At 61.0% G+C, this 26,131-nt stretch carries 32 protein-coding genes; 9 read left to right on the top strand and 23 right to left on the bottom strand.

From position 1 onward, the window contains the following. Positions 1 to 15: 15 nt before the first annotated feature. The 4 genes from ACWHVV_RS12815 to ACWHVV_RS12830 all read right to left on the bottom strand — a co-directional run bounded on the left by ACWHVV_RS12815 (position 16) and on the right by ACWHVV_RS12830 (position 2,540). Complete coding sequence (locus ACWHVV_RS12815) at positions 16 to 501, bottom strand: GNAT family N-acetyltransferase (RefSeq protein WP_447926587.1); 486 nt, start codon at positions 499 to 501, stop codon at positions 16 to 18. Positions 502 to 538: 37 nt separating this feature from the next. Beyond that, the gene (locus ACWHVV_RS12820; RefSeq protein ID WP_447926588.1) at positions 539 to 1,267 is read right to left on the bottom strand and encodes a DUF1963 domain-containing protein; all 729 of its coding nucleotides are present in this window, start codon (positions 1,265 to 1,267) and stop codon (positions 539 to 541) included. A gap of 162 nt (positions 1,268 to 1,429) precedes the next feature. Then, entirely contained in the window at positions 1,430 to 1,906 is a 477-nt protein-coding gene (locus ACWHVV_RS12825; protein ID WP_447926589.1) for a nuclear transport factor 2 family protein, read from the bottom strand. 19 nt (positions 1,907 to 1,925) lie between these two features. Next, a complete protein-coding gene (locus ACWHVV_RS12830) occupies positions 1,926 to 2,540 on the bottom strand; it encodes an NAD(P)-dependent oxidoreductase (protein WP_447926590.1) in 615 nt (204 codons plus the stop codon). Between the two features lie 156 nt (positions 2,541 to 2,696). Between ACWHVV_RS12830 and ACWHVV_RS12835 the strand changes: the two genes are divergently transcribed. Next, positions 2,697 to 3,071: a winged helix-turn-helix transcriptional regulator gene (locus ACWHVV_RS12835; protein WP_447926591.1), complete on the top strand. Its 375-nt coding sequence runs from the start codon at positions 2,697 to 2,699 to the stop codon at positions 3,069 to 3,071. Positions 3,072 to 3,121: 50 nt separating this feature from the next. On the opposite strand, the gene ACWHVV_RS12840 is transcribed toward ACWHVV_RS12835, so the two are convergent. Together ACWHVV_RS12840 and ACWHVV_RS12845 are read right to left on the bottom strand one after the other, a co-directional pair. After that, entirely contained in the window at positions 3,122 to 3,580 is a 459-nt protein-coding gene (locus ACWHVV_RS12840) for a GNAT family N-acetyltransferase (RefSeq protein ID WP_447926592.1), read from the bottom strand. A gap of 79 nt (positions 3,581 to 3,659) precedes the next feature. Next, complete coding sequence (locus ACWHVV_RS12845; protein WP_447926593.1) at positions 3,660 to 4,043, bottom strand: hypothetical protein; 384 nt, start codon at positions 4,041 to 4,043, stop codon at positions 3,660 to 3,662. Between the two features lie 279 nt (positions 4,044 to 4,322). On the opposite strand from ACWHVV_RS12845, the gene ACWHVV_RS12850 reads away from it, so the two are divergent. After that, positions 4,323 to 5,210, top strand: a complete 888-nt coding sequence (locus ACWHVV_RS12850) for an alpha/beta hydrolase (protein WP_447926594.1) — start codon at positions 4,323 to 4,325, stop codon at positions 5,208 to 5,210. A gap of 57 nt (positions 5,211 to 5,267) precedes the next feature. Here the strand turns inward: ACWHVV_RS12850 and ACWHVV_RS12855 are convergent, their stop codons facing one another. Then, positions 5,268 to 6,017 (bottom strand): NAD(P)H-dependent oxidoreductase, encoded by a 750-nt coding sequence (locus tag ACWHVV_RS12855; RefSeq protein WP_447926595.1) that lies wholly within the window; start codon positions 6,015 to 6,017, stop codon positions 5,268 to 5,270. An 86-nt stretch (positions 6,018 to 6,103) separates the two neighbouring features. Between ACWHVV_RS12855 and ACWHVV_RS12860 the strand changes: the two genes are divergently transcribed. Further along, positions 6,104 to 6,988 (top strand): LysR family transcriptional regulator, encoded by an 885-nt coding sequence (locus ACWHVV_RS12860; RefSeq protein ID WP_447926596.1) that lies wholly within the window; start codon positions 6,104 to 6,106, stop codon positions 6,986 to 6,988. 7 nt (positions 6,989 to 6,995) lie between these two features. On the opposite strand, the gene ACWHVV_RS12865 is transcribed toward ACWHVV_RS12860, so the two are convergent. Together ACWHVV_RS12865 and ACWHVV_RS12870 are read right to left on the bottom strand one after the other, a co-directional pair. Beyond that, entirely contained in the window at positions 6,996 to 7,337 is a 342-nt protein-coding gene (locus ACWHVV_RS12865; protein ID WP_447926597.1) for a GlpM family protein, read from the bottom strand. Between the two features lie 6 nt (positions 7,338 to 7,343). Then, positions 7,344 to 7,865 carry a MarR family winged helix-turn-helix transcriptional regulator gene (locus tag ACWHVV_RS12870; RefSeq protein ID WP_447926598.1) on the bottom strand — a complete coding sequence of 174 codons (522 nt, stop codon included), beginning with the start codon at positions 7,863 to 7,865 and terminating at the stop codon, positions 7,344 to 7,346. An 84-nt stretch (positions 7,866 to 7,949) separates the two neighbouring features. Between ACWHVV_RS12870 and ACWHVV_RS12875 the strand changes: the two genes are divergently transcribed. Continuing rightward, complete coding sequence (locus ACWHVV_RS12875; RefSeq protein ID WP_447926599.1) at positions 7,950 to 8,882, top strand: EamA family transporter; 933 nt, start codon at positions 7,950 to 7,952, stop codon at positions 8,880 to 8,882. A 44-nt stretch (positions 8,883 to 8,926) separates the two neighbouring features. On the opposite strand, the gene ACWHVV_RS12880 is transcribed toward ACWHVV_RS12875, so the two are convergent. Next, complete coding sequence (locus ACWHVV_RS12880; protein WP_447926600.1) at positions 8,927 to 9,352, bottom strand: GNAT family N-acetyltransferase; 426 nt, start codon at positions 9,350 to 9,352, stop codon at positions 8,927 to 8,929. Between the two features lie 112 nt (positions 9,353 to 9,464). Between ACWHVV_RS12880 and ACWHVV_RS12885 the strand changes: the two genes are divergently transcribed. Further along, positions 9,465 to 9,629: a YhfG family protein gene (locus ACWHVV_RS12885; RefSeq protein ID WP_447926601.1), complete on the top strand. Its 165-nt coding sequence runs from the start codon at positions 9,465 to 9,467 to the stop codon at positions 9,627 to 9,629. Continuing rightward, a complete protein-coding gene (locus ACWHVV_RS12890) occupies positions 9,629 to 10,225 on the top strand; it encodes a putative adenosine monophosphate-protein transferase Fic (protein WP_447926602.1) in 597 nt (198 codons plus the stop codon). Before ACWHVV_RS12885 ends, ACWHVV_RS12890 begins: the two co-directional genes overlap by 1 nt. Before the next feature lie 4 nt (positions 10,226 to 10,229). Here ACWHVV_RS12890 and astB read toward each other — a convergent pair whose 3' ends face one another. From astB to ACWHVV_RS12915, 5 genes are read right to left on the bottom strand one after another with little or no spacing between them, the layout of a single operon-like run. Continuing rightward, a complete protein-coding gene (gene astB / locus ACWHVV_RS12895) occupies positions 10,230 to 11,582 on the bottom strand; it encodes an N-succinylarginine dihydrolase (protein WP_447926603.1) in 1,353 nt (450 codons plus the stop codon). Next, a complete protein-coding gene (gene astD / locus ACWHVV_RS12900) occupies positions 11,579 to 13,051 on the bottom strand; it encodes a succinylglutamate-semialdehyde dehydrogenase (RefSeq protein WP_447929150.1) in 1,473 nt (490 codons plus the stop codon). The genes astB and astD overlap by 4 nt, the downstream gene beginning before the upstream one ends. Positions 13,052 to 13,062: 11 nt before the next feature. Beyond that, entirely contained in the window at positions 13,063 to 14,106 is a 1,044-nt protein-coding gene (gene astA, locus ACWHVV_RS12905) for an arginine N-succinyltransferase (RefSeq protein ID WP_447926604.1), read from the bottom strand. Next, a complete protein-coding gene (locus ACWHVV_RS12910; protein ID WP_447926605.1) occupies positions 14,106 to 15,197 on the bottom strand; it encodes an arginine N-succinyltransferase in 1,092 nt (363 codons plus the stop codon). The genes astA and ACWHVV_RS12910 overlap by 1 nt, the downstream gene beginning before the upstream one ends. Positions 15,198 to 15,214: 17 nt before the next feature. Then, positions 15,215 to 16,429, bottom strand: a complete 1,215-nt coding sequence (locus tag ACWHVV_RS12915; protein WP_447926606.1) for an aspartate aminotransferase family protein — start codon at positions 16,427 to 16,429, stop codon at positions 15,215 to 15,217. A gap of 267 nt (positions 16,430 to 16,696) precedes the next feature. Between ACWHVV_RS12915 and ACWHVV_RS12920 the strand changes: the two genes are divergently transcribed. Then, positions 16,697 to 17,491, top strand: a complete 795-nt coding sequence (locus tag ACWHVV_RS12920; protein ID WP_447529465.1) for an SDR family NAD(P)-dependent oxidoreductase — start codon at positions 16,697 to 16,699, stop codon at positions 17,489 to 17,491. A 72-nt stretch (positions 17,492 to 17,563) separates the two neighbouring features. Here ACWHVV_RS12920 and ACWHVV_RS12925 read toward each other — a convergent pair whose 3' ends face one another. The 4 genes from ACWHVV_RS12925 to fabV form a co-directional block, all read right to left on the bottom strand. Next, positions 17,564 to 18,484, bottom strand: a complete 921-nt coding sequence (locus ACWHVV_RS12925) for a GlxA family transcriptional regulator (protein ID WP_447929151.1) — start codon at positions 18,482 to 18,484, stop codon at positions 17,564 to 17,566. Between the two features lie 189 nt (positions 18,485 to 18,673). Beyond that, a complete protein-coding gene (locus tag ACWHVV_RS12930) occupies positions 18,674 to 19,594 on the bottom strand; it encodes a PRC-barrel domain-containing protein (RefSeq protein ID WP_447926607.1) in 921 nt (306 codons plus the stop codon). 123 nt (positions 19,595 to 19,717) lie between these two features. Then, a complete protein-coding gene (locus tag ACWHVV_RS12935) occupies positions 19,718 to 19,930 on the bottom strand; it encodes a hypothetical protein (RefSeq protein WP_447926608.1) in 213 nt (70 codons plus the stop codon). 86 nt (positions 19,931 to 20,016) lie between these two features. Next, positions 20,017 to 21,222 carry an enoyl-ACP reductase FabV gene (fabV, locus tag ACWHVV_RS12940; protein WP_447926609.1) on the bottom strand — a complete coding sequence of 402 codons (1,206 nt, stop codon included), beginning with the start codon at positions 21,220 to 21,222 and terminating at the stop codon, positions 20,017 to 20,019. A 178-nt stretch (positions 21,223 to 21,400) separates the two neighbouring features. Between fabV and ACWHVV_RS12945 the strand changes: the two genes are divergently transcribed. Then, a complete protein-coding gene (locus ACWHVV_RS12945; RefSeq protein ID WP_447896176.1) occupies positions 21,401 to 21,784 on the top strand; it encodes a DUF7079 family protein in 384 nt (127 codons plus the stop codon). 10 nt (positions 21,785 to 21,794) lie between these two features. Here ACWHVV_RS12945 and ACWHVV_RS12950 read toward each other — a convergent pair whose 3' ends face one another. Continuing rightward, entirely contained in the window at positions 21,795 to 22,289 is a 495-nt protein-coding gene (locus ACWHVV_RS12950; protein WP_447926610.1) for a glutathione peroxidase, read from the bottom strand. A gap of 87 nt (positions 22,290 to 22,376) precedes the next feature. Further along, the gene (locus tag ACWHVV_RS12955; protein ID WP_447926611.1) at positions 22,377 to 22,994 is read right to left on the bottom strand and encodes a LysE family translocator; all 618 of its coding nucleotides are present in this window, start codon (positions 22,992 to 22,994) and stop codon (positions 22,377 to 22,379) included. 246 nt (positions 22,995 to 23,240) lie between these two features. On the opposite strand from ACWHVV_RS12955, the gene ACWHVV_RS12960 reads away from it, so the two are divergent. Then, positions 23,241 to 23,972 carry a YebC/PmpR family DNA-binding transcriptional regulator gene (locus tag ACWHVV_RS12960; protein WP_447926612.1) on the top strand — a complete coding sequence of 244 codons (732 nt, stop codon included), beginning with the start codon at positions 23,241 to 23,243 and terminating at the stop codon, positions 23,970 to 23,972. 9 nt (positions 23,973 to 23,981) lie between these two features. Here ACWHVV_RS12960 and ACWHVV_RS12965 read toward each other — a convergent pair whose 3' ends face one another. Together ACWHVV_RS12965 and ACWHVV_RS12970 are read right to left on the bottom strand one after the other, a co-directional pair. After that, the gene (locus ACWHVV_RS12965; RefSeq protein ID WP_447926613.1) at positions 23,982 to 24,833 is read right to left on the bottom strand and encodes a mechanosensitive ion channel family protein; all 852 of its coding nucleotides are present in this window, start codon (positions 24,831 to 24,833) and stop codon (positions 23,982 to 23,984) included. 44 nt (positions 24,834 to 24,877) lie between these two features. Continuing rightward, on the bottom strand, positions 24,878 to 26,026 hold the full coding sequence (locus ACWHVV_RS12970; protein ID WP_447926614.1) for a hypothetical protein: 1,149 nt from the start codon (positions 26,024 to 26,026) through the stop codon (positions 24,878 to 24,880). Between the last annotated feature and the right edge of the window lie 105 nt (positions 26,027 to 26,131).

Below are 26,131 nucleotides of genomic sequence, written 5' to 3' on the forward strand. Positions count from 1 at the left end.
TCGCCTCCTTAATCCTTAGCTATTCTCTGCAACGAAATGGCACGCCATGATCGTCACCGCTTCGCCACGATACTCGACTTGCTCGATATCTTGCCAACCCAGCCGCCGATAGAGCGCCTGCTGGTCCGGGGTGTAAAGATAAAAGCGTTCGATACCGGTGGCCCGGGCTTCCTCCTCCACACGCTTGACCAGCTGCGAGGCGATCCCCTGCCCGCGCTTTTCAAACGGCACGAACACCGAGGCAAGCCAGGGACCCAGCTCGGGTCGCGTCGACATATCGTCTTCGATCAAGCACGCCGTGCCCACCGCCACGCCGTTCTCGAGCGCCACGAACGTCGTCGGCACGCCCTGCTCACCACACTCGGAGCGAATGAACGCGATCTGTTTTTCGAGAGTTTGCTCGGGGTGCAGATACCCCCAGGTCTCGAAAGTCCAGGTCGCCACGACCGGTACGAAGGGGCTGTCGGCGCTCAAGCGCTCGATATTCAAGCGGTTTTCCATAGAGTTTCCTGATGATTCATGGTGAGGATCTGACGGCTCACGTATTCTGCCTTACAAACTCGAAGGTCTGCGGGTGCTGCGCGCAGTAAAAAACGTAGATGAGTCCGCACGCGCCCCAATCCAGGTTCGCCTCCTCCTCGGAGTCGATCTGCACAAAGAACGTCATGGGCGCCTGGCAGTGCGGGCAATCGGGCACGTGTTCGCCCTGTAAATAGTGCGGATAGCCGCCGCGCCAGCTCTTTAGCTCATCGAGACAGCCCGCCCGCGTCGTGGCATCGTTCAGCGCCTCCCAAGGGCTTTGCGGGTCGAGCTCGCCGCAAAGGGTCTCGGCTTTCGGCGAGTGAGTATAGAGCCCTTCCCAGTCCGGCAGCACGCGCGCCGTCTGCGTGGTTATCCGACAGGGCGTGGTGGCATCAACATCGACGCAGGATCGCTCCAGGTGGGTCTGTTTCGCACTTTCGGGCGCCTTGAACCACTGCGCGTGCCAGAGGCCCCGGTCGCGCGGGTCGTCTCCGGCGGGCAGGCAATGATGGCAATAATAGAAGACAAACATGGCGTTCGCCGAGGCATCGAACAGCTGCAAAATGAACGAGAGCGGCTGCTCGCAGAGGCGGCACATGGGCCACGCGGTATCTGCCTCGGCGTAAGGTGCGCCGCCGAACTTGCTCTCGAGCGAAGGCTCTTTCATGGCCGGGTCGGCGTGGGACGTTACTACCTGCGCGTTTTGGATCAGCGGGGCGAGCAACGTGTCGAGTCGTTCTCTCATGGGCGGCTCCGGGCATCTATTAGGCGACTCTAACCTAAAACCCGCCGAGCGATAAGCGCCCCGGTTCGAGCCTTCGTCTATTGGTGTGCTTCAGGCAGCAAAAAGCCGGGCAGTCGCCCGGCTTCACGTTCTTGTATCGAAAAGCGGTGCGTTAGCGCTCGCTTAGAACATGGTGTTTTCGTTGGCCGCCTCTTCCGGCACCGCCTGGATGACGTCCCAGTGCTCTTTGATCATTCCATCTTCCACGCGAAAGATGTCGATCACGGCTTCGCCGCGGTCATCATCATCGTTGGTGGAGTGCACGTGCAGCCAGACCAGATCACCATCGGCGGCGCTGCGCTTGATGTCGGAGCGGGCGTCCGGGTTCTCTTCGAAAAAGCCGGTGAAGTAGGTGACAAGGGGCTCCTTGCCGTCCGGTACCCCCGGGTTGTGCTGGATGTAGTCGTCGGCCACGACCTCGGCCGCTTCGACGGTTTCGTGGTCGTTGAAGAAGCGCTCGTAGAACTCGACGACCAGCTCGCGGTTGGCCTCTTCGGCCTCCAGGTCGCGCTCGTCGGCCTGGGCGAACGCCGCGCCGCTGATCAGTGACGTCGAAAGCAGCAGTGCCGCCGAGGTCAGAACGGTTTTTTTCATGAACATGTGCAGGTCCTTTTCTTCTTTAGTAGCCAACGGTGAAACGTTGGCGGGGGTGCTGGTTTTTTTCCAGCTCGTCCACCAGGGCGATGGCGTAGTCTTCGAACGTGATGCGGCTGTTGCCGTCGCTATCGACGAGCAACTCGTCCTGGCCCAGGCGGAAATGACCGGTGCGCTCGCCGGGCTCGAACTCCGCCGAGGGCGACAGGAAGGTCCACTCGAGATCTCCCGCTTGCTGGAGTTTTTCAAGAAATATCGAACCGCTTCCGGCTTCCGGCTTGTAGTCATCCGGGAAGTCAGGCTGGTCGATCACGCGCTGGCCGGGGCCCACCAGTAGGCTACCGGCGCCGCCCACCACCAGGTAGCGATTGACGCCGGAATCCTTGACCGCGCCGATCAGCTTGTCCGGGTCGCTTGTCGAGAACGGCACAGCGCTAATGACGGCATCCACCCCCTCGAGCAACCGGGCGAGAGCGGCGCGATCGTCTGCGTCGCCCTGCACCGCTTTAACGCCGTCCAATGTGCTGATCTTATCGGAGTGGCGGGCAATCGCCGTGACCTGATGGCCGCGCTCGACGAGTTCTTTCAGGATGCGTGAACCAGCGTTACCGGATGCGCCAACAAGAGCTACCTGTGCCATTTGAAACCTCCACGTACGTGTTCGATGGTTTTGTCAGCATACCAGGTCTATAAAAAAGACCGTAAAGCGATCATAATCCAACGCCGGATCGAACCACAAGAAGTCACTTTTTACTTACCAGGTCACCCTACGCTGACCATGGAGTTCCGACAGACCATGCCCAACACGAACGCCTCGACCACCGGCTACATCTTTGAACAGCCCTGCCCCATTCGCGATGTGCTGGACCGTATCGGCGATCAGTGGAGTCTACTGGTGCTGGAAGCGCTCGAGGTACGCACGCTGCGCTTCAACGAGCTTGGCCGCGAGATCGGTGATATCTCGAAACAGATGCTTTCCAAAACCCTCAAACATCTGGAGCAGGACGGCTTTATCGAGCGTACGCTCTACCCGGAAGTACCGCCGCGAGTGGAGTACCGGCTGACCGCGCTGGGCCACTCGTTTCTGGCACCGATGAAGCAGCTCGTGGGCTGGGCGGATACCCATCACCAACGTATCTGCGAAGCGCGAGCGCGCTACCAGAGGGGATGAGTCTCACAGAGTAAACGGATGTCGAAAGCATCCGCCATAGGGAACTCCGCTTAACGATCGACGGGGGGCTTTAACATATCGATATGCAAGATGCCGTCTTCGTCGTAGGCCTCCCCCACCGTTTGAAAGCCCAGCGATTCGTAGAAGGTAGTGAGATAGACCTGCGCGCCGATACGAATGCCCAGGCCCGGGTAGCGCTCTTCGGTGAAGCGAATCGCCTCCGCCATCAAGGGGCGCCCGTACTGATGGCCCCGGTACGCCTGAACGGTCATCACTCGCCCGATCGAAGGCTCGGCGAATTTATCTCCCGGGCCCACCAGACGAATATAGGCGGCAAGCTTTCCTTCGAGCGTGGCGCGCAGATGCCACGCCAGCGGGTCGAGCTCATCGATCTCCTGATAGGCGCAGGCCTGCTCGACCACGAATACTGCCTCGCGTGCGCGGGCGATCGTGTAAAAGGCATGGACATCGAGTTCATTGAAGCGCGACCAATTGAATTCCAGCGACACAGAAGCCTCTCTCTAAAGGGTGATCGGACAAATACGTCGCAGTATAGTAACAACGCGCACGGCGCTAACTATCGACTTGTCACCAGTTACCTACGGTCAACGGATAAAGCGCATATAACGCAACGTAGAGCAGGCCCGCCAGGGCGGCACCGAAAGCCATGTGTGCGGCGTTCTTTGCCTTGTCGGTGCGACTCGTGCCGGAGGTATCAAAGACGGCGACGTCTTTACGCGCCGTGAGTAACACCAGCAAAAAGCAGAGGCCAGCTACGACAATCCCTGCCCAGACGCTCACCATGATCGTTAGACCAACCAGTAGAAGTGGCGCAACAGGCAGCAGTACCAAAAGCGGAAAAAGCGTTTTTTGTCGGCCGAACTCATCGTACATCGCGGACTCGGCGTACAAATTTCGCATGATGCCGGGAGTGAAAATCAGAAAACCTAAAAACGCTGCGATATCTACCATGGGAGGACTCTTTTGATCATTCGCCTTTGAACGTACTCATTCGAACCGGATGACCTGAGCTTGCGAGCGCGGGCCGTTACTCTTTCATTAATATCAATTATCGTTAACATTAACATTTTATCTATTTAACGACGATATCAACGCCGCGCGAGGTTACTCCTGACCTGCAAGCGTTGGATTAACCTTCATGGGAGTTTCATGATCCTTCCCTCGACGTGCGCTACGGCGTTCCGCATTCTGCCCCTTCTTCTGCTCACGATGCTCTGGAGTAGCCCTACCTTGGCCCAGCAACGCGATCCGCAACAGTCCATAGGCCACACCGTTTTGGATGAACGGCTGGAAACGTACCGCTTCGAGCGCTTTTTGGTCGGAAGCGAAAAGCGCTGGCGCGTCACGCTGGGCATTCCGACAGAAAGCGCTCCTGAAAACGGGTTTCCGGCGTTCTGGATGCTCGACGCCAACGCCGCGCTGATGGAGTTCGATACCGCCCTGCTCGACTCCCTCGGCGAGCAGAGTGTTCCATCGGTATTGGTATTCGTCGGCTACGACAACGACCTGCGTATCGACCGCCGACGGCTACAGGAATACACCTTTACCGCGCGCCCTCTCGAGGACGGCGAGACTCCGCCAGAGCACCCGGGCGGCGGCGCCGACGCCTTTCTGGAGGTAATCGAGGGCCAGGTCCGCGCGGAGATCGAAAAGCGCGTGGCCACCGACCCGGCGCAGCAAACGCTCTGGGGCCACTCGTTGGGCGGGTTGTTCGTGTTACATACGCTGTTTACCCGCCCTGACGCGTTCACCACCTACGCTCCGGGTAGCCCATCGCTTTGGTGGGCCGACGGCGCCCTGCTCGGCCAGCCACAGCACGACTTCACGACCCGCTACGCGGGCCAGCCGGTACGGGTGCTGCTGAGTCTGGGTGGCAGCGAGCGCGACCACAGCCACCGCGACCTGAGCGACCCGCGCGTGCAGGCGCACATCCAGCGCATTTCGAGTGTGGCACCGGATGCCCCGGAAAGACTGGCCAAGCGCCTCGACGCCATGGACGGCATCACGGCAAGCTACCGCGAATTTCCAGGCATGGGCCACGGCCAAACCTTTCGCGCTTCACTGATGGAGGCCCTTCATCAGGTCACCGGCGTCACCATTATCGACGCGCCGCGTTAAACACCCGCTACTCTTTCCGCCCGCCGGCCCGGCCTATGGCGGGGCGCCTTGCCAGCGCTAACCCACCCGCCAGCGAAGCGGCGCCGTGTCCTCGAGCACGCCCGTCTCATCCCAGTCGTCCCAGCCGGCGAAGGGGATCGGCCGCTCCTGGGTAAGCTTTTGCACGCGCTCGGCCCAACGCTCTTTGCACCTTTGTAGATGTTCGACCAGCGCATCCTGTTGTTGATACTCGATACCGCCGCCCTGTACCCCAAAACTCACCTGGGGCGCCAACACCTCGAACCCCACGTAGTAGAGCGAGGAGTGGATCGGCCAGAGCCAGGCGGCCATGTCGCCTGCCCGGCCAAAAGGCTGGAAGGCGTGTCGGGGTGAGCCGGCGGTCACCGAGAGCAGCGCACGCTTGCCCTTGAAGTAGCCCTGGTCGTAACGCATCCGGCTGGTGTAACGCCCCCCGTAAACCAACACACGATCGAACCAGCCTTTCAAAATGGCCGGCTCTGCGTGCCACCAGAGCGGAAATTGAAAAATCACCAGGTCCGCCCACTCGAGCCGCTCGAGCTCGCGCGCAACCTCCGCCGGTAGCGCTTGTTGCTCGTAGTGCGCGCGCTGTTCATCGAGCGGGGCGAAAACCTCGTCATTGTGGCGCCCGTAGTGTTCGGCGCGCTCGACCGGGTCGAAGCGCTCGGCGTAGAGGTCGTCGACCGCCACTGTATGCCCTGCTCTTTCCAGCCTGGAAACCGCCGTTTCGGCCAGCGCTTTATTGAACGAGCGCGGCTCGGGATGCGCCAGAATGATCAATACGTTCATGCCAACTCCTCTGTCATCGGTTTGGGTGACAGGCTAACCTGTTCGTATTTGCCGACCCATTCCCTAAAAATGACAAGTGGATTTGCATGAATGCACAGCAATTGAAGTGGGATGACTTACAGGTGGTGCTCGCCGTCGCCTCACAGGGTTCGCTCTCCGGCGCCAGCCGAGCGCTGCACGTTAGCCACGCGACGGTATTTCGTCGGCTCAACGCGATTGAAAAGCGTCTGAACGTCACCCTGTTCGAGCGCCATCGCCACGGCTATACCCCAACGCTTGCGGGCGAAGACCTGGCGGCCACTGCCGAGCGCGTTCAGCATGAGGTGTACGGCGCCGAGCGGCGCGTGGTCGGCCAGGATCTCACGCTTTCGGGCACGCTACGCATCACCACTACCGACACACTGTTCGCCGGGCTTTTAAGCCCGGTGTTCGCTGCGTTTCGCAAGCGCCACCCGGACATCGACCTCGAAGTGGCGATCTCCAACCAGCGCCATAGCCTCTCGCGCCGGGAAGCGGACATCGCCATCCGCCCCACCCGCACGCCGCCGGAAGCGCTGGTCGGGCGTCCGCTCGGCGAGGTGGCCCTGGCAGTGTATGGCCAGCGCGCGCGCTGGCAGGCAACGCCCACCCCGCGCCCGCCCGGCGCCCTACTCGATGAGTGCTGGGTAGGCCCGGACGTTCACATGGGCGACGCCGTTCTGGAGGACTGGATGAAGGATAAAAACGCCGCCTACCGGCTGGATAGCCTGCTGGGCATGCAATCAGCGGTACGCGAGGGTGCTGGCATAGCGGTACTTCCCTGCTACCTGGGCGACGGCGATAGCGCTTTGGTACGCTTGAGCGATCCTATCGAGGCGCTCGCAACGCCGCTTTGGCTGCTAACCCACCCGGATCTTCGCCAGGTAGCACGCGTACGCGCTTTTATGGAGACGGTGACGCAAGCAATCCGGCGCACGTCTATTTATAGTTGAGCGCCTTTTAGCCGGCGTAAAAGCGCGTCCAGCCCCATAGCAAAAGCAGCGCGAAAAGCAGCCAGACCAGGGTGGCCACGGTCAGCGTGCCGGTCAGGGTGAGCCGGTAGCTTACGTAGTAGATGGCAGCCAGATAGGCTGCGTATGGGATCAGCGAGCAGAGGCCGAACAGCGCCGTGGTGCGCAGATCCGCCATGCCGCGCTCGGAACCTACGATATAGTGCGCAATCAGCGCAAAAGTGGGAAACAGCGGCACCAACCCGGCGATGAAAAAGCTTTTGGTGCGCGACAAAAGTGCAATGAGCAGCACCGCCAGCGCCCCAAGCAGACATTTCAACAAAAGCGCCATCGCACGTTACCTCTCGTTTTCCTGGGTGTCGTTTTCCTGGGTGCGCTGATCAAGACTTTCCAGCATCTGCTTGAGCAACGCATCGAGCTCGCCGCGCTGCGCATCATCCAGGCTGCTGACCAGCGTCTGCTGCGTTTCGACGTGAGCGGTCACGGCGGCATCGATCAGCGCAAAGCCTTCAGTTGAAAGTGAAATCAAAAAACCGCGCCCGTCGTCCGGGTTTTTGACTCGTTCGACGAGCCCCGCTTTTTCGAGCTGCTGAATCCGATGGGTCATGGTGCCCGAGGTCACCATGGTCGAGGCCATAAGATCGCTTGGTGAAAGCGCGTAGGGCGGGCCTTCGCGCCGGAGCGTGGCGAGCACGTCAAAGCTCGAGTCGCTCAGCCCAAACGCCGCCCAGGTGGGCTCCATGGCGCGCATCAGGGCATTATGCAGCCGCTTGAGTCGGCCAAGCGTGCCCATGGGCGCCACGTCCAGGTCCGGGCGCTCTTGCTGCCACTGTTTGAGTATTTTATCGACGTGATCCATACGCCAAGCTTACGTTTTTTTATCTTGACGTCAAGGTAAAACCCCAGATACCTTGATATCAAGATACTTAACCAGAGGCTTGTCATGCAGCGAACCACCTCTTACCCAGCCGCCGTCAGTGCGGTCACTTCGAGCCGCCTCGTGCCGCTTGCCTATTTGCTCGCCGGCGGCATGCTGCTGGGGCTTTCCACCAACCTGGCCAAGCAGGCCGGGGAAATGGGCATTTCACCGTTAGCGTTTCTGTTCTGGTCGCTGGGCGGCGCCGCGTTTTTGCTGCTCGCACTGGGCGCGATGCGTGGGCGGCTGCCGCCGGTCAACGCCCGAACGCTGGAGTACTACACGGTGTCGGCGCTGGTCGGCGTGGCGGGCTCCAATCTGCTGTTCTTCTCAGCGATCGCGCATATCGGGGCGGGGTTCGTGGCACTCATCATCACTTTGCCTCCGCTGCTCACCTACCTGGGCGCGCTGGTTTTAAAGATGGAGCGCTTTCAGCTTAGCCGCGGCCTTGGCGTGCTGTTGGCGCTGGCCGGGGCGATGACGTTGGCCGCACACAAGGTGGCCGCCCCGGATGCCGACGTGCGCTGGGTGTTGCTGGCCCTGCTTGGCCCGGTGCTACTCGCCGTGGGCAATCTGTATCGCACGCTGCGCTGGCCGGCGGGGGTCTCCGGCGAGGCGCTTGCCCCGGGTATGCTGGTCGCCGCCGTGGTGCTTTTGCTGGGAGTGAGCCTGCTGCCCGGCTTCTCGCTTGGGCTGCCCGCTCTGCGCCCAGGCGTGGTGGCGTTGATGGCGCTGCAAGCGGCGGTTTTTGCCGGCCAGTTTTTGCTGCTCTTTTTGCTACAAAAAAGCGGCGGCCCGGTGCTTTTAAGCCTGCTGGGCTCCGTCGGCGCGCTGTTCGGCGTGCCGGTGGCGATTTTTCTGCAGGGCGAAAGCGCCCCGCAAGGGTTGCTGGCCGGCGCGCTGCTAATCGGCGCGGGTATTGCGCTGCTCAATTTAGGCAAAGCCAGGCCGCTTTCCTGAGTTCGGTTATCAACCAGGAAGGTTTTGAGGATGAGAAGGGGCGTTCAGAAAACCGGGCGCTCCATATAATGGGTGTTATCCTGGGTTTTACGGATATGAAACCCCATGCGCTCGTAGAGCGCCCTGGCCGGGTTGATGCAAAACACCCGCAAGCGCAAGGCAGAGACCCCCTCTCGCCGCGCTTTATCATGGGTAAAGCGGATGGCCGCCGCCCCCAGCCCCTGGCGCTGCCATGTTGGGGCAATCTGCAGCTCGCGAATGTAGTACGCATGGTCGTCGCGGTTGATACATAAAAGCCCTACCGGACACGCGTCGATCACCAGTTGATAGCTTTCGAGCTCGCGCCAATCGCGATCGAACACGGCGTCGTCCCAGTGCATGTCGAGCCGCTTGTAATAGCACGTCATGTTGTGCTGAATGAGCCGTGAAGCAAACGCCTTGTCGCGGGTTGGCTGAAAGAGCGGCGTCATGGGATAGAGTGTCCTTGAACGGCCTGAACGTTAAAGCGCCCCGTTATAAGATGAGCGCTCTTTCTTGATCCGCTATACTCACTATTAGCAAAGCCATAGCGAAGGATGATTGATGAACAACGTATCCATGGAAACAAAACGCCGCTATCAGGCAAAGGCAAGGCGTTCCAATTATCAGGCGAGTATGGAGCTGGAAGGAATCACTGTCGATTATCAAGCACGCAAAGCGAATAAAGCCGAGGTGTTAGCGAAATATGGGAAGCATAAAGCTCGCTGATGGATAAATACGGCACCGGGCAGGATCCTTATTGCTATACGGGTACCGGTGTTCTGCGCAATAAGCTGGAGATTATCGATGCCGAGGAGCTCGAAGCGGCAGAACTTGAGCTTTCCCTGATAAACGCTGACAGCATTGAGCTTTCATCGCCCCCCTACGATTTCGAATATCTAAAACATCTTCATTACCAGCTTTTCAATGACCTTTATAGTTGGGCGGGTAATGTCCGTACCATTGATATCGCCAAGGGCAATACGCGATTTTGCAATGTCAATCGCATCCCTCCCGAAGCAGAAAAGCTTTTCGCAAAACTGGCAGAGCAGCATTACTTCGCAACGCTCAACAAAGCAGATCTCATATCGGCCTGTGCCGAGTTGTATGGTGATCTAAACGTTTTGCATCCCTTTCGCGACGGCAACGGTCGCGCCCAAAGACTGTTTTTCGAGCACCTGATCATCAACTGTGGTTATCAGCTTTCGTGGCATCATCTCGAACGCAGTGAATGGATTGAGGCCAATATCGCAGGTGTTCATTGCAACTATCGGCCTTTGGCATCCCTCTTTGAGCGCTGTATCGGCTCACCTCTGCCGAGTTGACCTGCTACCCCAACTGAAACGGATACACCGAGCCGATCTCGAGAAGCTGCGTGAGCTCGTCGAGGGCGGTGAGCGACTCACGAGCAAGCTGCGGGTCGGCGAGATCTTCCGCGGCCAACCGATCGCGATAGTGGCGTTCGACCCAAGCGCTAAGATCCTCGAACAGCGCGGGCGTGAGCAGCACGCGGCCATCGATCGCGTCGCGTTCGACCTCGGAAAGCACCACACGCAAGCGCAGGCACGCGGGGCCGCCGCCGTTTTGCATGCTCTGCTTGACGTCCTTGACGATCACCTCGCTGATGGGGTTGTAGCCCGCCAGAATCAGATCCTGAAGCGGCCGCCATACCGCCTCGTTCTCCTGGCACTCGCCGGGCACGACCAGGGTCATGGTGCCATCCGGGTTGGAAAGTAGCTGCGAGTTGAACAGATACGAGCTCACCGCGTCGTCCAGGCTGACAGCCTCCTGGGGCACGCGCACCGCAATCAAAGGCGTGGTCATTTTGGCGCGTAGCGCGTCGAGCGTCGCCTCTTCGTCCAGAAACGCCATCTCGTGGTAGAGCAGTACGGGCCCGTTGCCCACGGCGATCACGTCGTTGTGGAACACGCCGGCATCGATGGCGTCCGGGTGCTGCTGGGCGAACACGGTTTGCGCCTCGCCCAGGCCGTGCTGGCGAGCCACGGCCTGGCTCGCCTCCAGCGTTTGCCGCGCCGGGTAGCGGCCAGGCTCGCGCTCGCCGCCGAACGCCTTACGCCCGTAAACGAACAGGTGCACGCCGGGTTCGCCGTACTCACCGCAAAGCCTGGTGTGATTGGCGGCGCCCTCGTCGGAAAAGGCCGGCGTGGCGGGCAGCGCCGGGTGATGGCTAAAGTGGCGCTCATTGGCAAAAATCGAGCGAAGCACGCGCCCGGTGGTATCGGGCTCCAGAAAGCGGTGAAAGCTCGACTGCAGGTTGGCCGAGGTAAAGTGCGCGCGGGCGTCCGGCGAATCCATACTGGGCGTGACGGTGGCGGCGTTGGCGGTCCACATGCTGGAAGCCGAACAGACGGCGCGCAAAAGCTGGGGGGCATCTTGCCCGGCGCGCGCCAGCACCTCGCCGTCGCTTCCGCTAAAGCCCAGATCGCGCAGCGCGCCGACATCCGGGCGCTGCTGGGGCGGCAGCACCCCTTGGGCGTAGCCAGCCTCCATGAGCGACTTCATCTTCAAAAGCCCCTGCAGCGCACCCTCTTTAGGGTTGGCCACGTGGCCTTCGTGGCGCTTGGAGGCCAGATTGCCCGCCGCCAGCCCGGCGTAGTTATGGGTGGGGCCGACCAGGCCGTCGAAATTGACCTCGCGAACATCCGCCTGGCCGTGGCTCATAGCGTGACTCCCGGCGGCAGGGTCTCGGGCATCTCCAGCGACTCGGCCTCCATGGAGGCCACCGGGTAGGCGCAGTAGTCCGCCGCGTAAAAGGCGCTCGGACGGTGATTACCGCTGTCGCCTACGCCGCCAAAGGGCGCATCCCCGGAGGCCCCGGTGGTCTGGCGGTTCCAGTTGACGATCCCCACGCGAATGCGCAGCAAAAAGTCGTCCCAGTCCGCCTGAGTACCGCCGATTAGCCCCGCGGAGAGCCCGAAGCGGGTGTCGTTGGCAAGCGTGATCGCCTCGTCCCAATCACCGTAGCGATGAATTTTCAGAAGCGGGCCGAAGTGCTCCTCGTCGGGCACGTTGAGCCCGGTCACGTCGATCAACGCCGGGCTCAAAAGGCTGGTGTTCTCTTCCAGGCGCTGCATTCGGTTGATCACCCGGCCGCCCAGCGCCTCGAGGTCATTTTGGGCCTCGAGCAGGCCGTTCGCGGCGGCAACGCTTACAAGCCCCGCGTAAAACGGCGCCGGGTTCTCTTCAAAAGGCCCGGCCACGTGCAATTTCTCGATTGCCGCGGAAAGCGCCGCTACCAGCCGGTCACCGGCCTCGCCTTGGGGCACGATCAAACGCCGGGCGCAGGTGCAGCGCTGCCCGCCGGAGAGAAACGCGGATTGCAAAATGGTCAATACGGCGGCGCGCTCGTCCTGCACGTCCTTGACCACCAGCGGGTTGTTGCCGCCAAGCTCTAAAGCCAGGATTTTATCCAACTGGCCGGCAAACTGCTGGTGCAGCATGCCACCGACCTTGGCGCTGCCGGTAAACAGCAGCCCGTCGATATAGGCGCTGCCCGCCAGCGCTTGGCCAACCTCGGCCCCGCCCTGCACCAGGTTGATGACCCCGTCGGGCAGGCCCGCCTCCAACCAGCACTGCAGAGTCAGGTCCGCGGTCAGCGGGGTCTGCTCACTGGGCTTGAAGACCACGGTGTTGCCCGCCAAAAGCGCCGGTACGATATGTCCGTTGGGAAGATGACCGGGAAAGTTATAGGGGCCGAACACCGCCATCACGCCGTGAGGGCGATGGCGCAGCACGGCCTTGGCGCTGCCGACTTCCTTCTCGCGCTCGCCGGTTCGCTCGGTGTACGCCCGGGCAGAGAGCGCGACCTTACCGACCATCGCGCCGGCTTCGGTACGCGCCTCCCAAAGCGGCTTGCCGGTTTCTGAAGCGATCGCCAGGGCGAGCTCTTCACTGCGCGACTTGAGCACCTCGGCGAAGCGCTCGGTCAGCGCGCGGCGCTCTTCAAAGGATGTGCGCGCCCAGCTCTCAAAGGCCTGGCGCGCGGCCGCGACCGCTTGCCCGACCTGGTCGGTACTTGCGCCTTCGCCTTGCCAAAGCGTTTGCCCGCCGACCGGGTCTCGTTTGGTCAAGGCCGCGCCTTCACCGGCCTGCCACTGGCCGCCGATCATCTGCTGCGCTTTGGCGTTCAAAGAAGATGAGGTCATGACGTCTCCCTGGTATCGAGTAGTCTGAGCGATTCGCCGGTGCCGACGCCAAGGCGCCGGGCCTCTTCGTCGCTGAGCACGAGCGTGCCGTTGTCGTCGGGCCCGCGGCCCACCCAGGCGGCGCGAAAATCGCCCATGGCGGTGGTCGCGGCTAGCCAGCGGCTCACGCTTTGGGGCGCGGCGTTTTTAACCACCTCTACCGGGCACACTCGCGAGGTACGCACGGCGCGCACATCGTCGATATACGCTTCGACGGTGGGGCCGCCGTCGAAAATATCGATATAACCCTCCCAGCGAAGCCCCTCTTTTTTGAGCATCTCGAGTGCCGGGCGGGTGTGGCGGTGCACCTGGCCGATACAGCCGCGGGCCTGTTCGGACATGAAGGTGGTGTAGATCGGAAACTTGGGCATCAGCTCGCCGATGAAGCTCTTCTGACCCAACCCCGTCAGCCGGTCGGCTTCGTTGAAGTCCATCGGAAAGAAGTGCTTGCCCAGGCTCTCCCAGAACGGGCTTTTGTTGTGCTCGTCGAATACCCCGCGCATTTCCGCCAGCACTTTATCGGGAAAACGGTCGCGGAACTGGGCGATGAATAGCCACCGCGCCTTGGAAAGAAGCGCCCCGTTTCGCAGGTGCTTGTTCGCTTCGCCGCGGTACTCCGGGCGCACGAACAGCGAACACACCTCGGCGTCGCCGGTGTGATCCGAGCTCAAAAAAAGCGTGTCGATGGTGCGGTGCAAGTCGAGCTGTATCGAGGAGTGGGCAAGTGTGCCCAGCCGGTAGTGATAAAACGGCACGTCGCGGCCGATCTGACCCACGATGGCGCAGCAACCGGCAAGCTCCCCGGTGATGTCGTCTTCGAGCACGAAAAAGTAGAGCCGGTCGTCGACCGGCGTGCGCTCTTCAAAAGCGCGCGCGGCGGATTCGATTTTCTCGACGAGAAACTCGCGGTTGTCGGGCAGCGAGGTAAACCCCACCCCGGCCTGCTGCGCCAGCACCTGAAGCCCTTCGATATCGTCACGGACAATGGGCCGAATGCGCATTACATCTCTCCCTCGTCAAGAACATCCTGGGCGCTGGGCAGCGCAAGCGGGGCCACCAGCACCGCCCGGCCCTCTTCCACGTTGAGCCGCTTTGCGTGCTCGGGGCTAAGCATCAGTTGGCCGGTGGGCGACAGCGCATAGCGCGCTACCAGGCAGCGAAAATCCTCGCCCTGATTGGCGATGAGCGCGGGCTCGGCATCCGGCAGCGTATGCGCCGGGCGGATACGCACCGGATGCCACCCCGCCTGGCGAAAGGTCTCCAGGCGTTCGCGCTCGGCCTTGACGATCGGCCCGGCGTCGAAAATATCGACATGGCGCGAGCGCACGAACCCTTCATTCAGAAGCTCCTGCAAAGGCGCCTCGTGGGCCGGGTGCTCGCGGCCGATCGCCGCCCGCGCCTGGGGCGTCAAAAGCGGCAAGTAGAGCGGAAACTGCGGCATCACCTCGGCGATGAAGCTTTTGGAGCGCATCCCCGCGATGTGGTTGATCTCCTGAAAGCTGCGCGCGAAGAAGTGATTGCCCACGCTCTCCCAGAACGGCGAGCGCTGCTCGCCATCCAGGTAGCCGGGAAACGCCACGGCCAGAATGCGCGAGAAGCGCTCCGGGTACTGGGCGATGAACATTAGCCTGGCCCGGCGCAGCAGGCTCTCGGCGCTGGTGCCCTGATAGCGTGGGTCGAGGGAGAACGCGCAGAGTAGCGTGGCGTCGGACACCTCGTGGGAAAGCGCCAGGGTCTGCACCTCGCGGCGCACGTTCAGCTGCTGGGAGGCGTGAATCAGCGTTTCCTGGCGGTAGGTGTAGTAGGCATCCGTGGCGCCAGCCTGGGCGCGTACCGTCGCCGTGCCCAGCACCCGCGCCGCGCCTTCATCGCTTGCCTCTTCCAGCACGAACATATACTGCTCGTCGCCGGGAAATTCCGCCTGACGGGCGAACGCTTCCAGCGAGCGCTCGATGCGCTCCTCCAGGCGTTCCCGATTGGCCGGCAAGTTGGTCAGTTTAGGCACGGCGTTTTCGGCCAGCGCCATCAGCGCGTCGATGTCCGCCATCGCCACCGGACGAACGATGCGTAACCCTACCCGCTCTGACGGCATGGTTGCGTCTGCCCGGCTCATGAAGCGTGAACGAGGCGTTTTATCGCGCGCTCCAGGCGCACCATGGCCTCTTCTATATCGGCTTCGGGGATCACCAGCGACGGCGCCAAACGCAGCACGTTGGGCCCGGCGATCAGCGCCATCAAGCCCTCTTCGAGGGCCAGCGGCAGAATATCCTTCGCCCGGCCATCGAAGTCATCGCTCATCTGCGCGCCGATCAAAAGCCCCATACCGCGAACTTCCTTAAAAACGCCATATTTTTCGTTGATCGTTTCGAGATGGCGACGGAAAAGCTGGTGACGCGTCTCGACGCCTTCGAGCACCTCGGGGGTGTCGATCACCTTAAGTGCAGCCAGCGCCACCGCCGAGCCCAGGGGGTTGCCGCCATAAGTGGAGCCGTGAGTGCCAAAGCCCAAAGAGGCGCCGATCTTGTCCGTGGTGAGCATCGCGCCGATGGGGAAACCACCGCCCAACGACTTGGCGCTGGTGAGGATATCCGGGGTCACGCCGTAGCGCTGGTAAGCGTAGAGCTTGCCGCTGCGACCCACACCGGTTTGTACCTCATCAAAGATCAACAGCGCGTCATGTTCGTCGCAGAGCGCGCGCAGCCCTTCCAAAAATTCCTGGCTAGCGGGAATGATACCGCCCTCGCCTTGCATGGGTTCGACCATTACCGCGCAGGTGTCGTCCCCCATCAGCGCGCGCACGCTTTCCAGGTCGTTGAACGTGGCGTGCTGAATACCGCCGGGGATCGGGCCAAAGCCCTGGGAGTACTTGGGCTGGCCACCGACGCTGACGGTAAACAGCGTGCGCCCGTGAAAGGACTGGCTAAAGGAGATGATCTTGTCCTTGTGCTCGCCGACGTGATCCACGGCGTAGCGGCGCGCCAGTTTCAGCGCGGCTTCGTTGGCCTCGCCCCCCGAAGAGCAGAGATACACTTTTTCGGCGAAGGTGCTATCGACGAGCTTTTTGGCAAGCTGCAAAGCCGGCTCGTTGGTATAGATGTTGGAGAGGTGCCAGAGCTTTTCGCCCTGCTCCTTGAGCGCGCCCACCAGCGCCGGATGGCAGTGGCCCAGCGAGTTCACGGCGATACCACCGGCCAGGTCGATATACTCGCGCCCGTCCTGATCCCACAAGCGGCTACCCTCGCCGCGCACCGGCACCACCTGCTGGGGCGAGTAGTTGGGGGTCATGTAGGTATCGAAATCCTGACGGCTTGGCGTATGGCTCATTGAGGGTCTCCAGTCGGGGCGAAAGGGTTTTAGTATACGCAGCCTGGCAGGTTTCGCACTTTCACGAATGGGACGGGTAATTATGGAAAGCGGCAGTTCGCCGGCAAAGACTGATGACCACGACCCATCAAAAAAGAAGCGCTTACGCCCCTGGAAGGCCGCTTGATTTTTGATGATCAGCCGCCATAGTTGTTATGCGTTGAAGATTCGCGTAAACGCGACGGTTTCATTAGGCGGCCATCCAGTTGCTTATTCAAGGAGAGCGAGATGCACATCGACTTAAGCGGTAAACGGGCAGTAGTGACAGGCTCTACCGCAGGTATCGGCTACGCGATCGCCAAAGGGCTCGCCGCGGCGGGTGCCGAGGTAGTGATTACCGGGCGCACCAAAGAGCGCGTCGACCAAGCGCTCGAATCCTTGAGTCGCGAGGTGGATAGCGCCAACGCCACCGGCGTGGCAGCAGACCTGGCAACGGCAGATGGCTGCCAAAAGCTAATAGAGCGCGTGCCCGAGGCCGATATTTTGATCAACAACGTGGGGATCTTCGAAGGCGGCGACTTTTTTGACACCGACGACGACACCTGGCAGCGCTTTTTCGATACCAACGTGATGAGCGCAGTACGCCTGTCGCGCCATTACGCCAAGGGCATGCGCGAGCGCAACTGGGGCCGGGTCGAGTTTATTTCCAGTGAATCGGCGCTGAACATTCCCACAGAGATGGTTCACTACGGCATGACTAAATCCGCCCTGCAGGCGGTCTCTCGCGGGCTTGCCAAAACCCTGAGCGGCACCAACGTTACGGTCAACGCCATCCTGCCCGGGCCCACGCGCTCTGAAGGCGTCATGCGCCTAATGGAGGCGCAGGCCAAAGAGAAAGGCATCTCGCTTGCAGAGGCCGAAACGCAGTTCATTGACGAAAACCGCCCTTCTTCCATCATCCAGCGCCTGGCAACGTCGGACGAGGTCGCCAACCTGTGCGTTTACGTAGCGTCTGAACAGGCCAGCGCCACCACCGGAGCGGCGCTTCGCGTGGAAGGCGGCATCGTGGATACCATGGCGTAGCGTTACTCGAAAAGCGTACCGGAGGAAGAAAAGGCCGCTCGACGCGGCCTTTTTGCCGAACGCTCGGTGCGCTCAAGGCACCAGTCGTTCCTCCCGAGGCGTAAGGCCGAAGTGATTACGGTAGGCGGTGGAGAAGTGCGCCCCGGAGGAGAACCCAACCGCCAGCGCGATATCCCCCACCGGCTGGTCGCTTTCCCGCAGGCGCTTGCGCGCTTCTTGCAGACGCAAGTCCAGGTAGTAGCGGCTGGGCACCGCCTGCAGGTACTTCTTGAAAAGCCGCTCGAGTTGGCGCCGTGAAATGCCCAGATGCTCGGCAAGCTCGAGGGTCGAAAACGGCTCTTCGATATTGGCTTCCATCAGCGCGACGGCGTCTATCAGACTTTGCGGCGCGTGGCCCAGGCGGCTGCGTAGCGGCACGTGCTGGGGCTCGTCGGCCATGCGCACACGCTCGTAGGCAAAGTGCTCCGAGACTTTTCGGGCAAGCTCCTCGCCCAGGTCCCGGCGAATCAGCGTCAGGCTCATATCGAGCGCGGCGGTGCCGCTGGCGCAGCTCAGCCGGGTGCGGTCGATTTCAAACAGCGTCTGGGTGAAGGTGACCGCCGGGTAGGCCTGGGAGAGCGCGGCGAAGCGCTGCCAGGGGAGCGTTGCCCGGTAGCCGTCCAGCAGCCCGCAGCGTGCTAGCACCTCGCTGCCGCCGGCAACCCCTCCAAGCGCCGTTTTGCTGGCAAGCGTTCTAAGCCACTCGACAAGCCTTGGAGAAAGCGGATAGGGCAATGGCGAAGGCGCGGCTATAAAGACGCTATCAAGCGCTACGGGGGCGCTTTGCAAGCCGTACTCGACCTGGGTGGTGAGCGCGGCGGCGCTGCGCACGCTGCCCTCGTCAAGGCCCAATGTGACGATCTGATAACGAAGCTTACCGCCAAGCTGGTTGGCCAGCAGCAACGGCTCGACCAAACAAGAATGAGAGAGCAGCGAGAAGCCGGGCAGCAGCAACACCCCGATACGATGGCCGGCAAACGAACGAGCAGAATGTAGCGACGCTTGCGCCATGGGGAAACGACCGGTTGATGACAAAGTCTCATCTTAACCAACAAAGCGTTTTAAATCAGCGTGAAATAGCGGGCAAGAAAAAGGGCAAGGGGGGAACCCCTTGCCCTGCTGCCTCGATATTTTAGCCAGGCGTTACTGGTTACGATTGGGGTGGTTGGCCACCTCGCCTACCTGCATGTCGCCATCGACCTGGCTGTAGTTATCCTCGTTATACTCTTCGGTGGCGGACTCGATTTCGTCGCTGCCGTAGGTCGTTTGCATGACGAGCTGGTCGTCCTCGACGTTGATTTCCTGAAGCGCCAGCGCCACATCCGTGGCACCGAAGCCCCAGAATCCGCCAATGGAGACGATCGCGTAGAGATCGCCAGAGTCGTTGTGCTCGACAACGTTATCGACGCTACCGATCTCTTCGCCTTCCTGGTTGACCACGGTCATGCCTTCGACCTCGCTGATCGTCAGCGACATCAAGCCACCCTGGGTATCGTTTTCGGCCAGGCTTTCATCGGATTCGCGGTTATCCGGGTCTTCCATGGCGTTCGGCGAGCGACCTTCATTGTCGCCCATCTGGCCGTCGCTGGCGGTGGTTTCGTCGTCGTCCACCGCGGTGTCGTCCGCCATGGTTTCTTCGGTGTTCATGTCGTTATCGGTGGGGCTGGGCTCGCTCTCCATTTGACCCGCACTATCACCCCCGGCGGCGTCGTCGCTCATGGCGTCTTCGTCGGTATCCATGCCCTGGTCATCGCTCATCTGACCCTGGCTGTCACCCGTCGCACTGGTATCAGTACTGGTATCGGTGTCTGTGTCTGAATCGGTGTCCGTACCCGAATCGGTGTCCGTGTCACCGCTTTGCATCTCGCCGCTATCGTCTTCGGTGCTCGTCTGGCTTTGCGCGCCCTGGGCGCCCTGGGCGCCAGCGCCGGAGGTCTGCTGCTGTTCCGTCGAGCCGCCCGCGGCTTGGTCACCTTCGCTGGCCGACTCTTCCTGGGCCAGCGCATGGATCGACATGCCTGCACAAATCGCCGCGATGGCAACCGCCAATGTAGTCCGTTTCATGGGGTGTCTCCTTAAAGTTAAGATGCTCTATTGAAGCTAGTGAGCAAACCCGCGATACGCAATAAATATTGCACCGAGCCAGTCAACGCAGACGCCTGGAGATACGCAGAGCGCGTTAAAATATTAGCCGCCGTTGACGATTCCCAGAATGATCACCAGTGCCAGCACGACGGCCAGCACGGTGATGACGATAGGCAAAAGCTTATGCAAGCCCTTGGAGGAGCGCTTGGCTTCGGGCTGCAGGTGGGCGGGTTTTTGAGGCTCTTTTTCGGGGACACGCTGGCCCAGTACGTGTTCTTTTTTCTCGCCGGGCGTGCTGCTTTCTTCGGTATCCATACTCGCCTTCCTCGGGCGGGCGCCCCTTGCCTCACCCTCTTTTCGATAAAGGGCGCCCGCCTTTCGTTAACCGCCGGGGCTTACGGTCAAAGCGATACGACGTCGAACTCGACCTCCGGGTTAACGTCGGCGTCGTAATCGACGTCGGTGCGCTCAAAGCCAAACAATTTCAAAAAGTCATGCTTGTAACCAGCATAGTCGGTAATTTCGAAAAGGTTATCGCTGGTGACTTCCGGCCAGAGATCCTGGCAGGCTTTTTGAACATCGTCGCGAAGCTCCCAGTCGTCGAGCCGGAAACGACCCATGTCGTCGAGCCCTTTGTCGACAGAGGAATCGGCATAGAGGCGCTCGCCAAAGAGGCGGTTCAACTGGTCGATGGTACCTTCGTGCAGGCCCTGCTCTTTCATGATGCGATAGACCATGGCGATGTAGAGCGGCATGACCGGGATCGCGGCGCTCGCCTGGGTGACCACGGACTTGAGCACTGCCACGTTCGCCCCGCCGCCGCTTTGGCTTAGCGTGTCGTCGATGGCGGTGGCGGCGCGGTCCAAATCTTCCTTGGCCTTGCCAAGCGCGCCGTGCCAGTAGATCGGCCAGGTGATCTCGGTACCGATGTAGCTAAACGCTACGCTTTTGGCGCCCTTGGCGAGCACGCCGGCTTCATTAAGGGCGTTCATCCAAAGTTCCCAGTCTTCGCCGCCCATCACGGTGATGGTGTCGTCGATCTCGGCCTGGGTGGCGGGCTCGACTTCTGCTTCGATGATGGCGTCTTTATTGGTATCGATGGCCGTTGCGCGGTAGGTCTCACCAATCGGTTTCAAACTCGAGCGCTTGAGCTCGCCGGTATCGGGCATTTTGCGCACCGGGGATGCCAGCGAGTAAACCACCAGATCCACCTCGCCCAGGTCCTGCTTGATCAGTTCGATGGCTTTTTCGCGAGCCTCGTGAGAGAAAGCGTCGCCGTTGATCGCCTTGCTATAAAGGCCTTCCTGCTTGGCGAACTTGTCGAAGGCGGCACTGTTGTACCAGCCGGCGGTGCCGGGTTTCTTTTCACTGCCCGGTTTTTCGAAGAACACGCCCAGCGTATCGGCGCCATAGCCGAAGGCGGCGGTCACGCGCGCCGCCAGGCCGTAGCCACTGGAGGCACCGATCACCAGAACCTTTTTGGGGCCTTTGCTTTTATCCAAACCGCGCGCTTTGGTCGCTTCGATCTGCTCGAGCACGTTCTGCTCGCAGCCCTTGGGATGGGTCGTCGTACAGATAAAACCGCGTACTTTGGGTTTGATAATCACGAAGGATCTCCTTATCGAAAATGGGCGTTCATCAGCGGGCAGCGCCGCCGCGTTAGCGCCTATTCTATCCGTCTCGACCGGCGCTGTCCGCCCTTGAGCTTCGCGTCCATTAGCGTCAGGATACGCAATGAATGCGACACCCCCGATAAGGCGGCTAAAAAAGAGTGATGAACGCTTGATGAATGCACAGCAGTTAGTGGATGAGCGCGGCGATTTGTGGCTAGCGCTTGCCCCGTTATGGCTCGACCGCGAGCCCGGCGAGCGCGATTACGCGAACATGGTCGAGGTCATCGAGGCGCACACGATGTCGTTCAAGGAGCTCGAGTGGATGTTTCGCCTGGAGCTTGCCCCGGTGATGGCGCGCCACCAGCTCTCCATCGCCAGCGAGTGGCGTCAGTTCGACGATCGCAAGCTGATGCAGCAGCTGGTGTCGCACAACCTGCGTTTGACTGGCTGGCGGCGCAAGAGCTGGGCGCTATTCTCGGGCTTGACCACGATGATGGTGCGCCACCGCTGGGCAGCACTGATGAACCGTTTGATGGTCGCGCGCGGCCAGGTGTAGCCCGCCCTCGCTAAGCGGTGGGGCTTTTATCCAGCGCCGCTTCGAGCGCCCGGCGCAGCGGGTAGCCGTGCTCCTTGGGCCCGAACCGGGCCACCACCTGGCCGTCGCGGTCGACCAGAAACTTGGTGAAGTTCCACTTGATCATCCGGGTACCCAAAAGCCCCGGCGCCTGCCCTTTTAGCTGAACGAACAGCGGGTGTGCGTCCGGGCCGTTCACCTTGACCTTCTCCATCAGCGGAAAGTGCACGCCGAAGCGCTCCTCGCCCAGGCGGCAAAACGCCTCCGCGCCTTCCGGCGATTGGCGGCCGAACTGGTTGCAGGGAAAGCCAAGCACGGTAAAGCCGCGGTCGCGGTAGCGCTGGTAGAGCGCTTCGAGCTCTTTTAACTGCGGAGTAAAGCCGCACTGACTGGCGACGTTGACCACCAAAAGCACCTGTCCTTGCAGCGCGCGCAGGTTGAAGGGTTGGCCCTGATGGGTGTAACAGTCCTGCTCGAAAATCGTCATCACAAGCCCCTGCTTATATATCTGAATCACTGTGTATCATGATCGAGGCGGGAAGACCATGTAAGCCAGAACACGGCCCCCTTCCGCTTAGACCAGCGGCCCGGCCACCACGCGAAGCGCCAGGGCGATCAAAAAGATACCGGTGACGCGATTGACCCAGTGCGAGTAGCGCTGAAGCCAGGGCAGTATCGAAGAGTGGGAAAGCCCTAGCGCCACCAGCAAGTACCAGCCGCCGTCTATCACCATCGCCGTGATCACGACGATCGCCTTGGCGTCAAAGCCCATCTGCGGGGTGACGAACTGGCTGAGCAGCGCGACGAAAAACAAAATAAGCTTGGGATTACAAAGCGCCACCAACAGCGCCTCTTTGACCGCCTGGCGCTGGGTCGTGGCCGCCAGCGCCGGCGACAGCACCCCGGCGCTGCCCGCCCGCAGCGCTTTGATGCCAAGCCAGGCAAGGTAGGCCGCCCCAAGCCAGGTGATCCACTGAAACACCTGGGGGTGGCTTGCGATCAGCGCACCCAGGCCCAGCACCGTGAGCAGCGCGTAAAAGCCCACGCCCAACGCGTGGGTGAGCGCCGCGGTGACGCCTCTGATACGCCCGCCGCCCAGCGTATGACGTAGCACGAGCGCCAGGCTCGGCCCAGGTGACATCGCCCCCATCACGCATATCGCCGCCAGCGAAAGCCATAAGGATAGCTGCATCTTTTTTTCCGAAGAATTGTCGTCGAGCGCCGACACACGTCACGCTTGCCCTTAAATAACGCTTTTAGCATGGTACCCTGTTGGGTAAAATTTTTCCCTTTTGATAAACAGTGCTCTGATGAACCTCGTTCTGATGAACAGTATTCTGATGAACAGTGCTCTGATGAATCCTGTTTTGATGGACATAGCTCGGACGAACATAGCGCCTGACGTTCAGGCGGCTTTAGGCGACGAAAGGACGTTAACATGGGTAGGGCGTTTCAAAACCGTAAAGAGTCAATGGCCAAAACGGCCGCGGCGAAGACCAAGGTATACAGCAAGTACGGGCGCGAAATTTATGTCGTCGCCAAATCCGGCGGCACCGACCCGAACAGCAACCTCGCCCTGCGGGGGTTGATGGAGCGCGCCAAGAAAGACCAGGTGCCCTCGCACGTCATCGACAAGGCGCTGGACAAAGCCAACGGCGCCGGTGGCGAGGATTTTTCCACCTCCCGCTACGAAGGCTTCGGCCCCGGCAACGCCATGGTGATCGTGGAGTGCTTGACCGATAACGCCAACCGCACCTTCGGCGACGTGCGCGGCTGCTTCACCAAAACCAAGAGCAAGATCGGCACGCCCGGAAGCGTCAGCCACATGTTCGATCACTGCGCGATCTTCGCCTTTCAGGGCCAGGACGAGGAAGCGGTGCTGGAAGCGCTGATGGAAGCCGATGTGGATGTCACCGATATCGAGCAGGAAGAGGCGCACATTACCGTCTTCGCCCCGCACACCGAATACGCCAAGGCCAAGCAGGCGCTGCTCGACGCCTTTGGCGAGATCGATTTCGAAGCGGACGAGATCCAGTTTTTGCCCCAGACCACCACCCCATTAGAAGGCGACGATGCGGTGATGTTCGAGAAGTTTCTGGATATGCTCAACGACCTGGACGACGTGCAGAACGTCTTTCACAGCGCGGAGCTACCCGAGCAGGACGCTTAAAGCGCGCGCTTAGCCGCGCGGCTTGCTCGGCGCTCCAGCCATTTCGCCGCTGGAATCAAGCGCAGTATCCGGCGGCAGCAGCGCTGATTGGACGCCGGCCTTACTCAGCACTTTTTTGCCGCGAACGGTAAGGTCGGTGATGAACAGAAACTGCTGGCGCGGGTCGACCGGGTAGGCGCGAATGCGGTAGTGGGTTCCCCAGGGCTTCTCCTCGGCCACGATGGTGATGGGTGCTTCGAACTTGAGGTAGGCGCTGGTCAGCGCCACGTCCTTCAGCGCCTGGCGCACCCAGCCGGCCTGCTCCTCCACGTAGAGATAAAAACTCGCTACGCACTGAAGCGTGGGCCCGCCGTTATTGGCGTTATAGACCGGCGTCTCCCACAGTTTGAGGTGCGGCATGGAGACCAGATCGTCGTCCGGGGTCTGGATATGCACCGTGCGCATCCCCACATGCTTGACCTCGCCGTAGGTATCCTCGATCTGCACCCAGTCTCCGGGCCGATAGGGAAGCTCTACCGCCGACACCACCCCGGCGATCAGGCTGCTCACGTAGTCCTTGAGCGCAAACCCCACCGCCAGGCCTATGGCGCCGAAAAGCGTCACCATGTTGCGAAGCGAAGGGTCGATGACGATCGGCACGATCAAAACGATGGCCGCGATCAAAATCAACAGCCTGGTCAGCGGGACCAGCGCGAAGACGCGAAAACGCAGTTGGCCGTGAAGCCGGTTCGCCAGCCAGTTGAGCCCGCGCTGGCTTAAAACGATCAACAGCACCGTGGCCAGCAAAATCGCCAGTACGGTGAGGATCGCGGGGGTATCGATATCGTTGAATAACCTGGCGTACTGTTTGCGCTCTTCCATGGGTCTCTCCTGGAATCTCTCCTAAACACTCACCTGCGTGTACGCTATAGCGCATCCACCAGATAATTTCGCGATACCAGCAGTTCGCGCACGCTTGCATAGCTCAAGGGGGCCACCTGCCAGCGCCCCTGATGCTCACCCAGCACCTTCAGGCGCGTCAGCGTGAGCCGGGCATTGAGGGTCTCGTGGTAGGAGAACGGCAGTACCGCGGCAAGTGCCGCGTCGTTCAAGCCGCCATGAATCAAAAGCGCATGAAGGACCAGAATCGCTACGTCGCCGGTATCGTTGGTCAGTTCGGCCTCGTCGAGGGCGTCGATCAGCCAAAGTTCGTTATCGTCGCCGGTGCTTGAAACAGGCTCGCGCAGTCGCTCGCGCCAGTAGTACCACGCCACGCCCAGGTGGCCCCGGCAGTAGGCCGCCAGGTACTGTAGCTCGCTTTTGCTTTTGGCACTTCGCTTGTCGCGCCGTTGGTTGGAAACCGGCTTGCCGGTGCGCGTACTGTAGACCGTCAGCGCGTTTTGGCCCTCGCCCAGAAAGTACTCGGCCAACTGCTCGCCCTCCACGGCCTGAAGCGTTAGCGCCGGTACGCTATCGAGCCCCACCACGTGTTTTAAATAGGCGTAGCTCCAACTATCGCAACCGATCACGCCCCGCCCGAGCTGTCCGGCCAGAGCACTTTCCAGCAACGCGCGCACGCCCTGTATGCCTTGGCTTGTGCGCAAAAAACAGTGCTGTAAAGCAGGGAGCACCCAGCGGGATTTGCCGTCGAACTGCGCCATCCAGCTGCTATCGCCGTCGAGTAGCGCCTCGATGCTCGGCGCCGCACAGGTATCTATAGCGTGCAGCCGCGCCCAGTGCGCGGCCACGTCGCCGTGGCCACCAAAAGGCGGGGTAATGAAAAAAACGACCGGTTCGCTGGCATACTCGGCGGTAATGACGGCGTCCAGCGCGCGGGCAGCCCGGGACCAATCGATGGGCGGCACCAAATGCGCCAAGCGCACTTCCGGGAGTTTACGAAGCTTTTCTTCCTCGATCGCCTGACGCTCGGCGGCGCGCTTGCCGGTCAGCCAGGTTTTGGCGGCGCGAAGGTAGCGCTGGCGTCTCGAGTGCTGGGTTTTCTCCGGGGTGGAAAACGCTTCGAGTTGGACGACCTCGCCCAGCGGGTGAGCAGCATTTTCCGAACGCTTCGCCATATAACGTCTCAAGTGACTGTATCGACCGTAAAGAGTAGCACGGCAAAAGCGCTAAAGCGGTGCTTATCGAACTTAACCAAGGCGCAACGGTCTTAGCTTGGAGGT

This window comes from Vreelandella sp. EE27 (genome assembly GCF_968206495.1).

What these genes read in the sequence shown, in the direction of transcription:
- ACWHVV_RS12870 (WP_447926598.1), bottom strand. Translation starts at nt 7,865, where the DNA reads ATGGATCACGTCGATAAAATACTCAAACAGTGGCAGCAAGAGCGCCCG.
- ACWHVV_RS12890 (WP_447926602.1), top strand. Translation starts at nt 9,629, where the DNA reads ATGGATAAATACGGCACCGGGCAGGATCCTTATTGCTATACGGGTACC.
- ACWHVV_RS12880 (WP_447926600.1), bottom strand. Translation starts at nt 9,352, where the DNA reads ATGACGCCGCTCTTTCAGCCAACCCGCGACAAGGCGTTTGCTTCACGG.
- astB (WP_447926603.1), bottom strand. Translation starts at nt 11,582, where the DNA reads ATGAGCCACGGCCAGGCGGATGTTCGCGAGGTCAATTTCGACGGCCTG.
- ACWHVV_RS12920 (WP_447529465.1), top strand. Translation starts at nt 16,697, where the DNA reads ATGCACATCGACTTAAGCGGTAAACGGGCAGTAGTGACAGGCTCTACC.
- ACWHVV_RS12885 (WP_447926601.1), top strand. Translation starts at nt 9,465, where the DNA reads ATGAACAACGTATCCATGGAAACAAAACGCCGCTATCAGGCAAAGGCA.
- ACWHVV_RS12825 (WP_447926589.1), bottom strand. Translation starts at nt 1,906, where the DNA reads ATGTTCATGAAAAAAACCGTTCTGACCTCGGCGGCACTGCTGCTTTCG.
- ACWHVV_RS12815 (WP_447926587.1), bottom strand. Translation starts at nt 501, where the DNA reads ATGGAAAACCGCTTGAATATCGAGCGCTTGAGCGCCGACAGCCCCTTC.
- ACWHVV_RS12915 (WP_447926606.1), bottom strand. Translation starts at nt 16,429, where the DNA reads ATGAGCCATACGCCAAGCCGTCAGGATTTCGATACCTACATGACCCCC.
- ACWHVV_RS12830 (WP_447926590.1), bottom strand. Translation starts at nt 2,540, where the DNA reads ATGGCACAGGTAGCTCTTGTTGGCGCATCCGGTAACGCTGGTTCACGC.
- ACWHVV_RS12855 (WP_447926595.1), bottom strand. Translation starts at nt 6,017, where the DNA reads ATGAACGTATTGATCATTCTGGCGCATCCCGAGCCGCGCTCGTTCAAT.
- ACWHVV_RS12930 (WP_447926607.1), bottom strand. Translation starts at nt 19,594, where the DNA reads ATGAAACGGACTACATTGGCGGTTGCCATCGCGGCGATTTGTGCAGGC.
- ACWHVV_RS12860 (WP_447926596.1), top strand. Translation starts at nt 6,104, where the DNA reads ATGAATGCACAGCAATTGAAGTGGGATGACTTACAGGTGGTGCTCGCC.
- ACWHVV_RS12955 (WP_447926611.1), bottom strand. Translation starts at nt 22,994, where the DNA reads ATGCAGCTATCCTTATGGCTTTCGCTGGCGGCGATATGCGTGATGGGG.
- ACWHVV_RS12970 (WP_447926614.1), bottom strand. Translation starts at nt 26,026, where the DNA reads ATGGCGAAGCGTTCGGAAAATGCTGCTCACCCGCTGGGCGAGGTCGTC.
- ACWHVV_RS12960 (WP_447926612.1), top strand. Translation starts at nt 23,241, where the DNA reads ATGGGTAGGGCGTTTCAAAACCGTAAAGAGTCAATGGCCAAAACGGCC.
- astA (WP_447926604.1), bottom strand. Translation starts at nt 14,106, where the DNA reads ATGCGCATTCGGCCCATTGTCCGTGACGATATCGAAGGGCTTCAGGTG.
- ACWHVV_RS12865 (WP_447926597.1), bottom strand. Translation starts at nt 7,337, where the DNA reads ATGGCGCTTTTGTTGAAATGTCTGCTTGGGGCGCTGGCGGTGCTGCTC.
- ACWHVV_RS12875 (WP_447926599.1), top strand. Translation starts at nt 7,950, where the DNA reads ATGCAGCGAACCACCTCTTACCCAGCCGCCGTCAGTGCGGTCACTTCG.
- ACWHVV_RS12935 (WP_447926608.1), bottom strand. Translation starts at nt 19,930, where the DNA reads ATGGATACCGAAGAAAGCAGCACGCCCGGCGAGAAAAAAGAACACGTA.
- ACWHVV_RS12965 (WP_447926613.1), bottom strand. Translation starts at nt 24,833, where the DNA reads ATGGAAGAGCGCAAACAGTACGCCAGGTTATTCAACGATATCGATACC.
- ACWHVV_RS12845 (WP_447926593.1), bottom strand. Translation starts at nt 4,043, where the DNA reads ATGGTAGATATCGCAGCGTTTTTAGGTTTTCTGATTTTCACTCCCGGC.
- ACWHVV_RS12835 (WP_447926591.1), top strand. Translation starts at nt 2,697, where the DNA reads ATGCCCAACACGAACGCCTCGACCACCGGCTACATCTTTGAACAGCCC.
- ACWHVV_RS12820 (WP_447926588.1), bottom strand. Translation starts at nt 1,267, where the DNA reads ATGAGAGAACGACTCGACACGTTGCTCGCCCCGCTGATCCAAAACGCG.
- ACWHVV_RS12910 (WP_447926605.1), bottom strand. Translation starts at nt 15,197, where the DNA reads ATGCCGTCAGAGCGGGTAGGGTTACGCATCGTTCGTCCGGTGGCGATG.
- ACWHVV_RS12950 (WP_447926610.1), bottom strand. Translation starts at nt 22,289, where the DNA reads ATGACGATTTTCGAGCAGGACTGTTACACCCATCAGGGCCAACCCTTC.
- ACWHVV_RS12945 (WP_447896176.1), top strand. Translation starts at nt 21,401, where the DNA reads ATGAATGCACAGCAGTTAGTGGATGAGCGCGGCGATTTGTGGCTAGCG.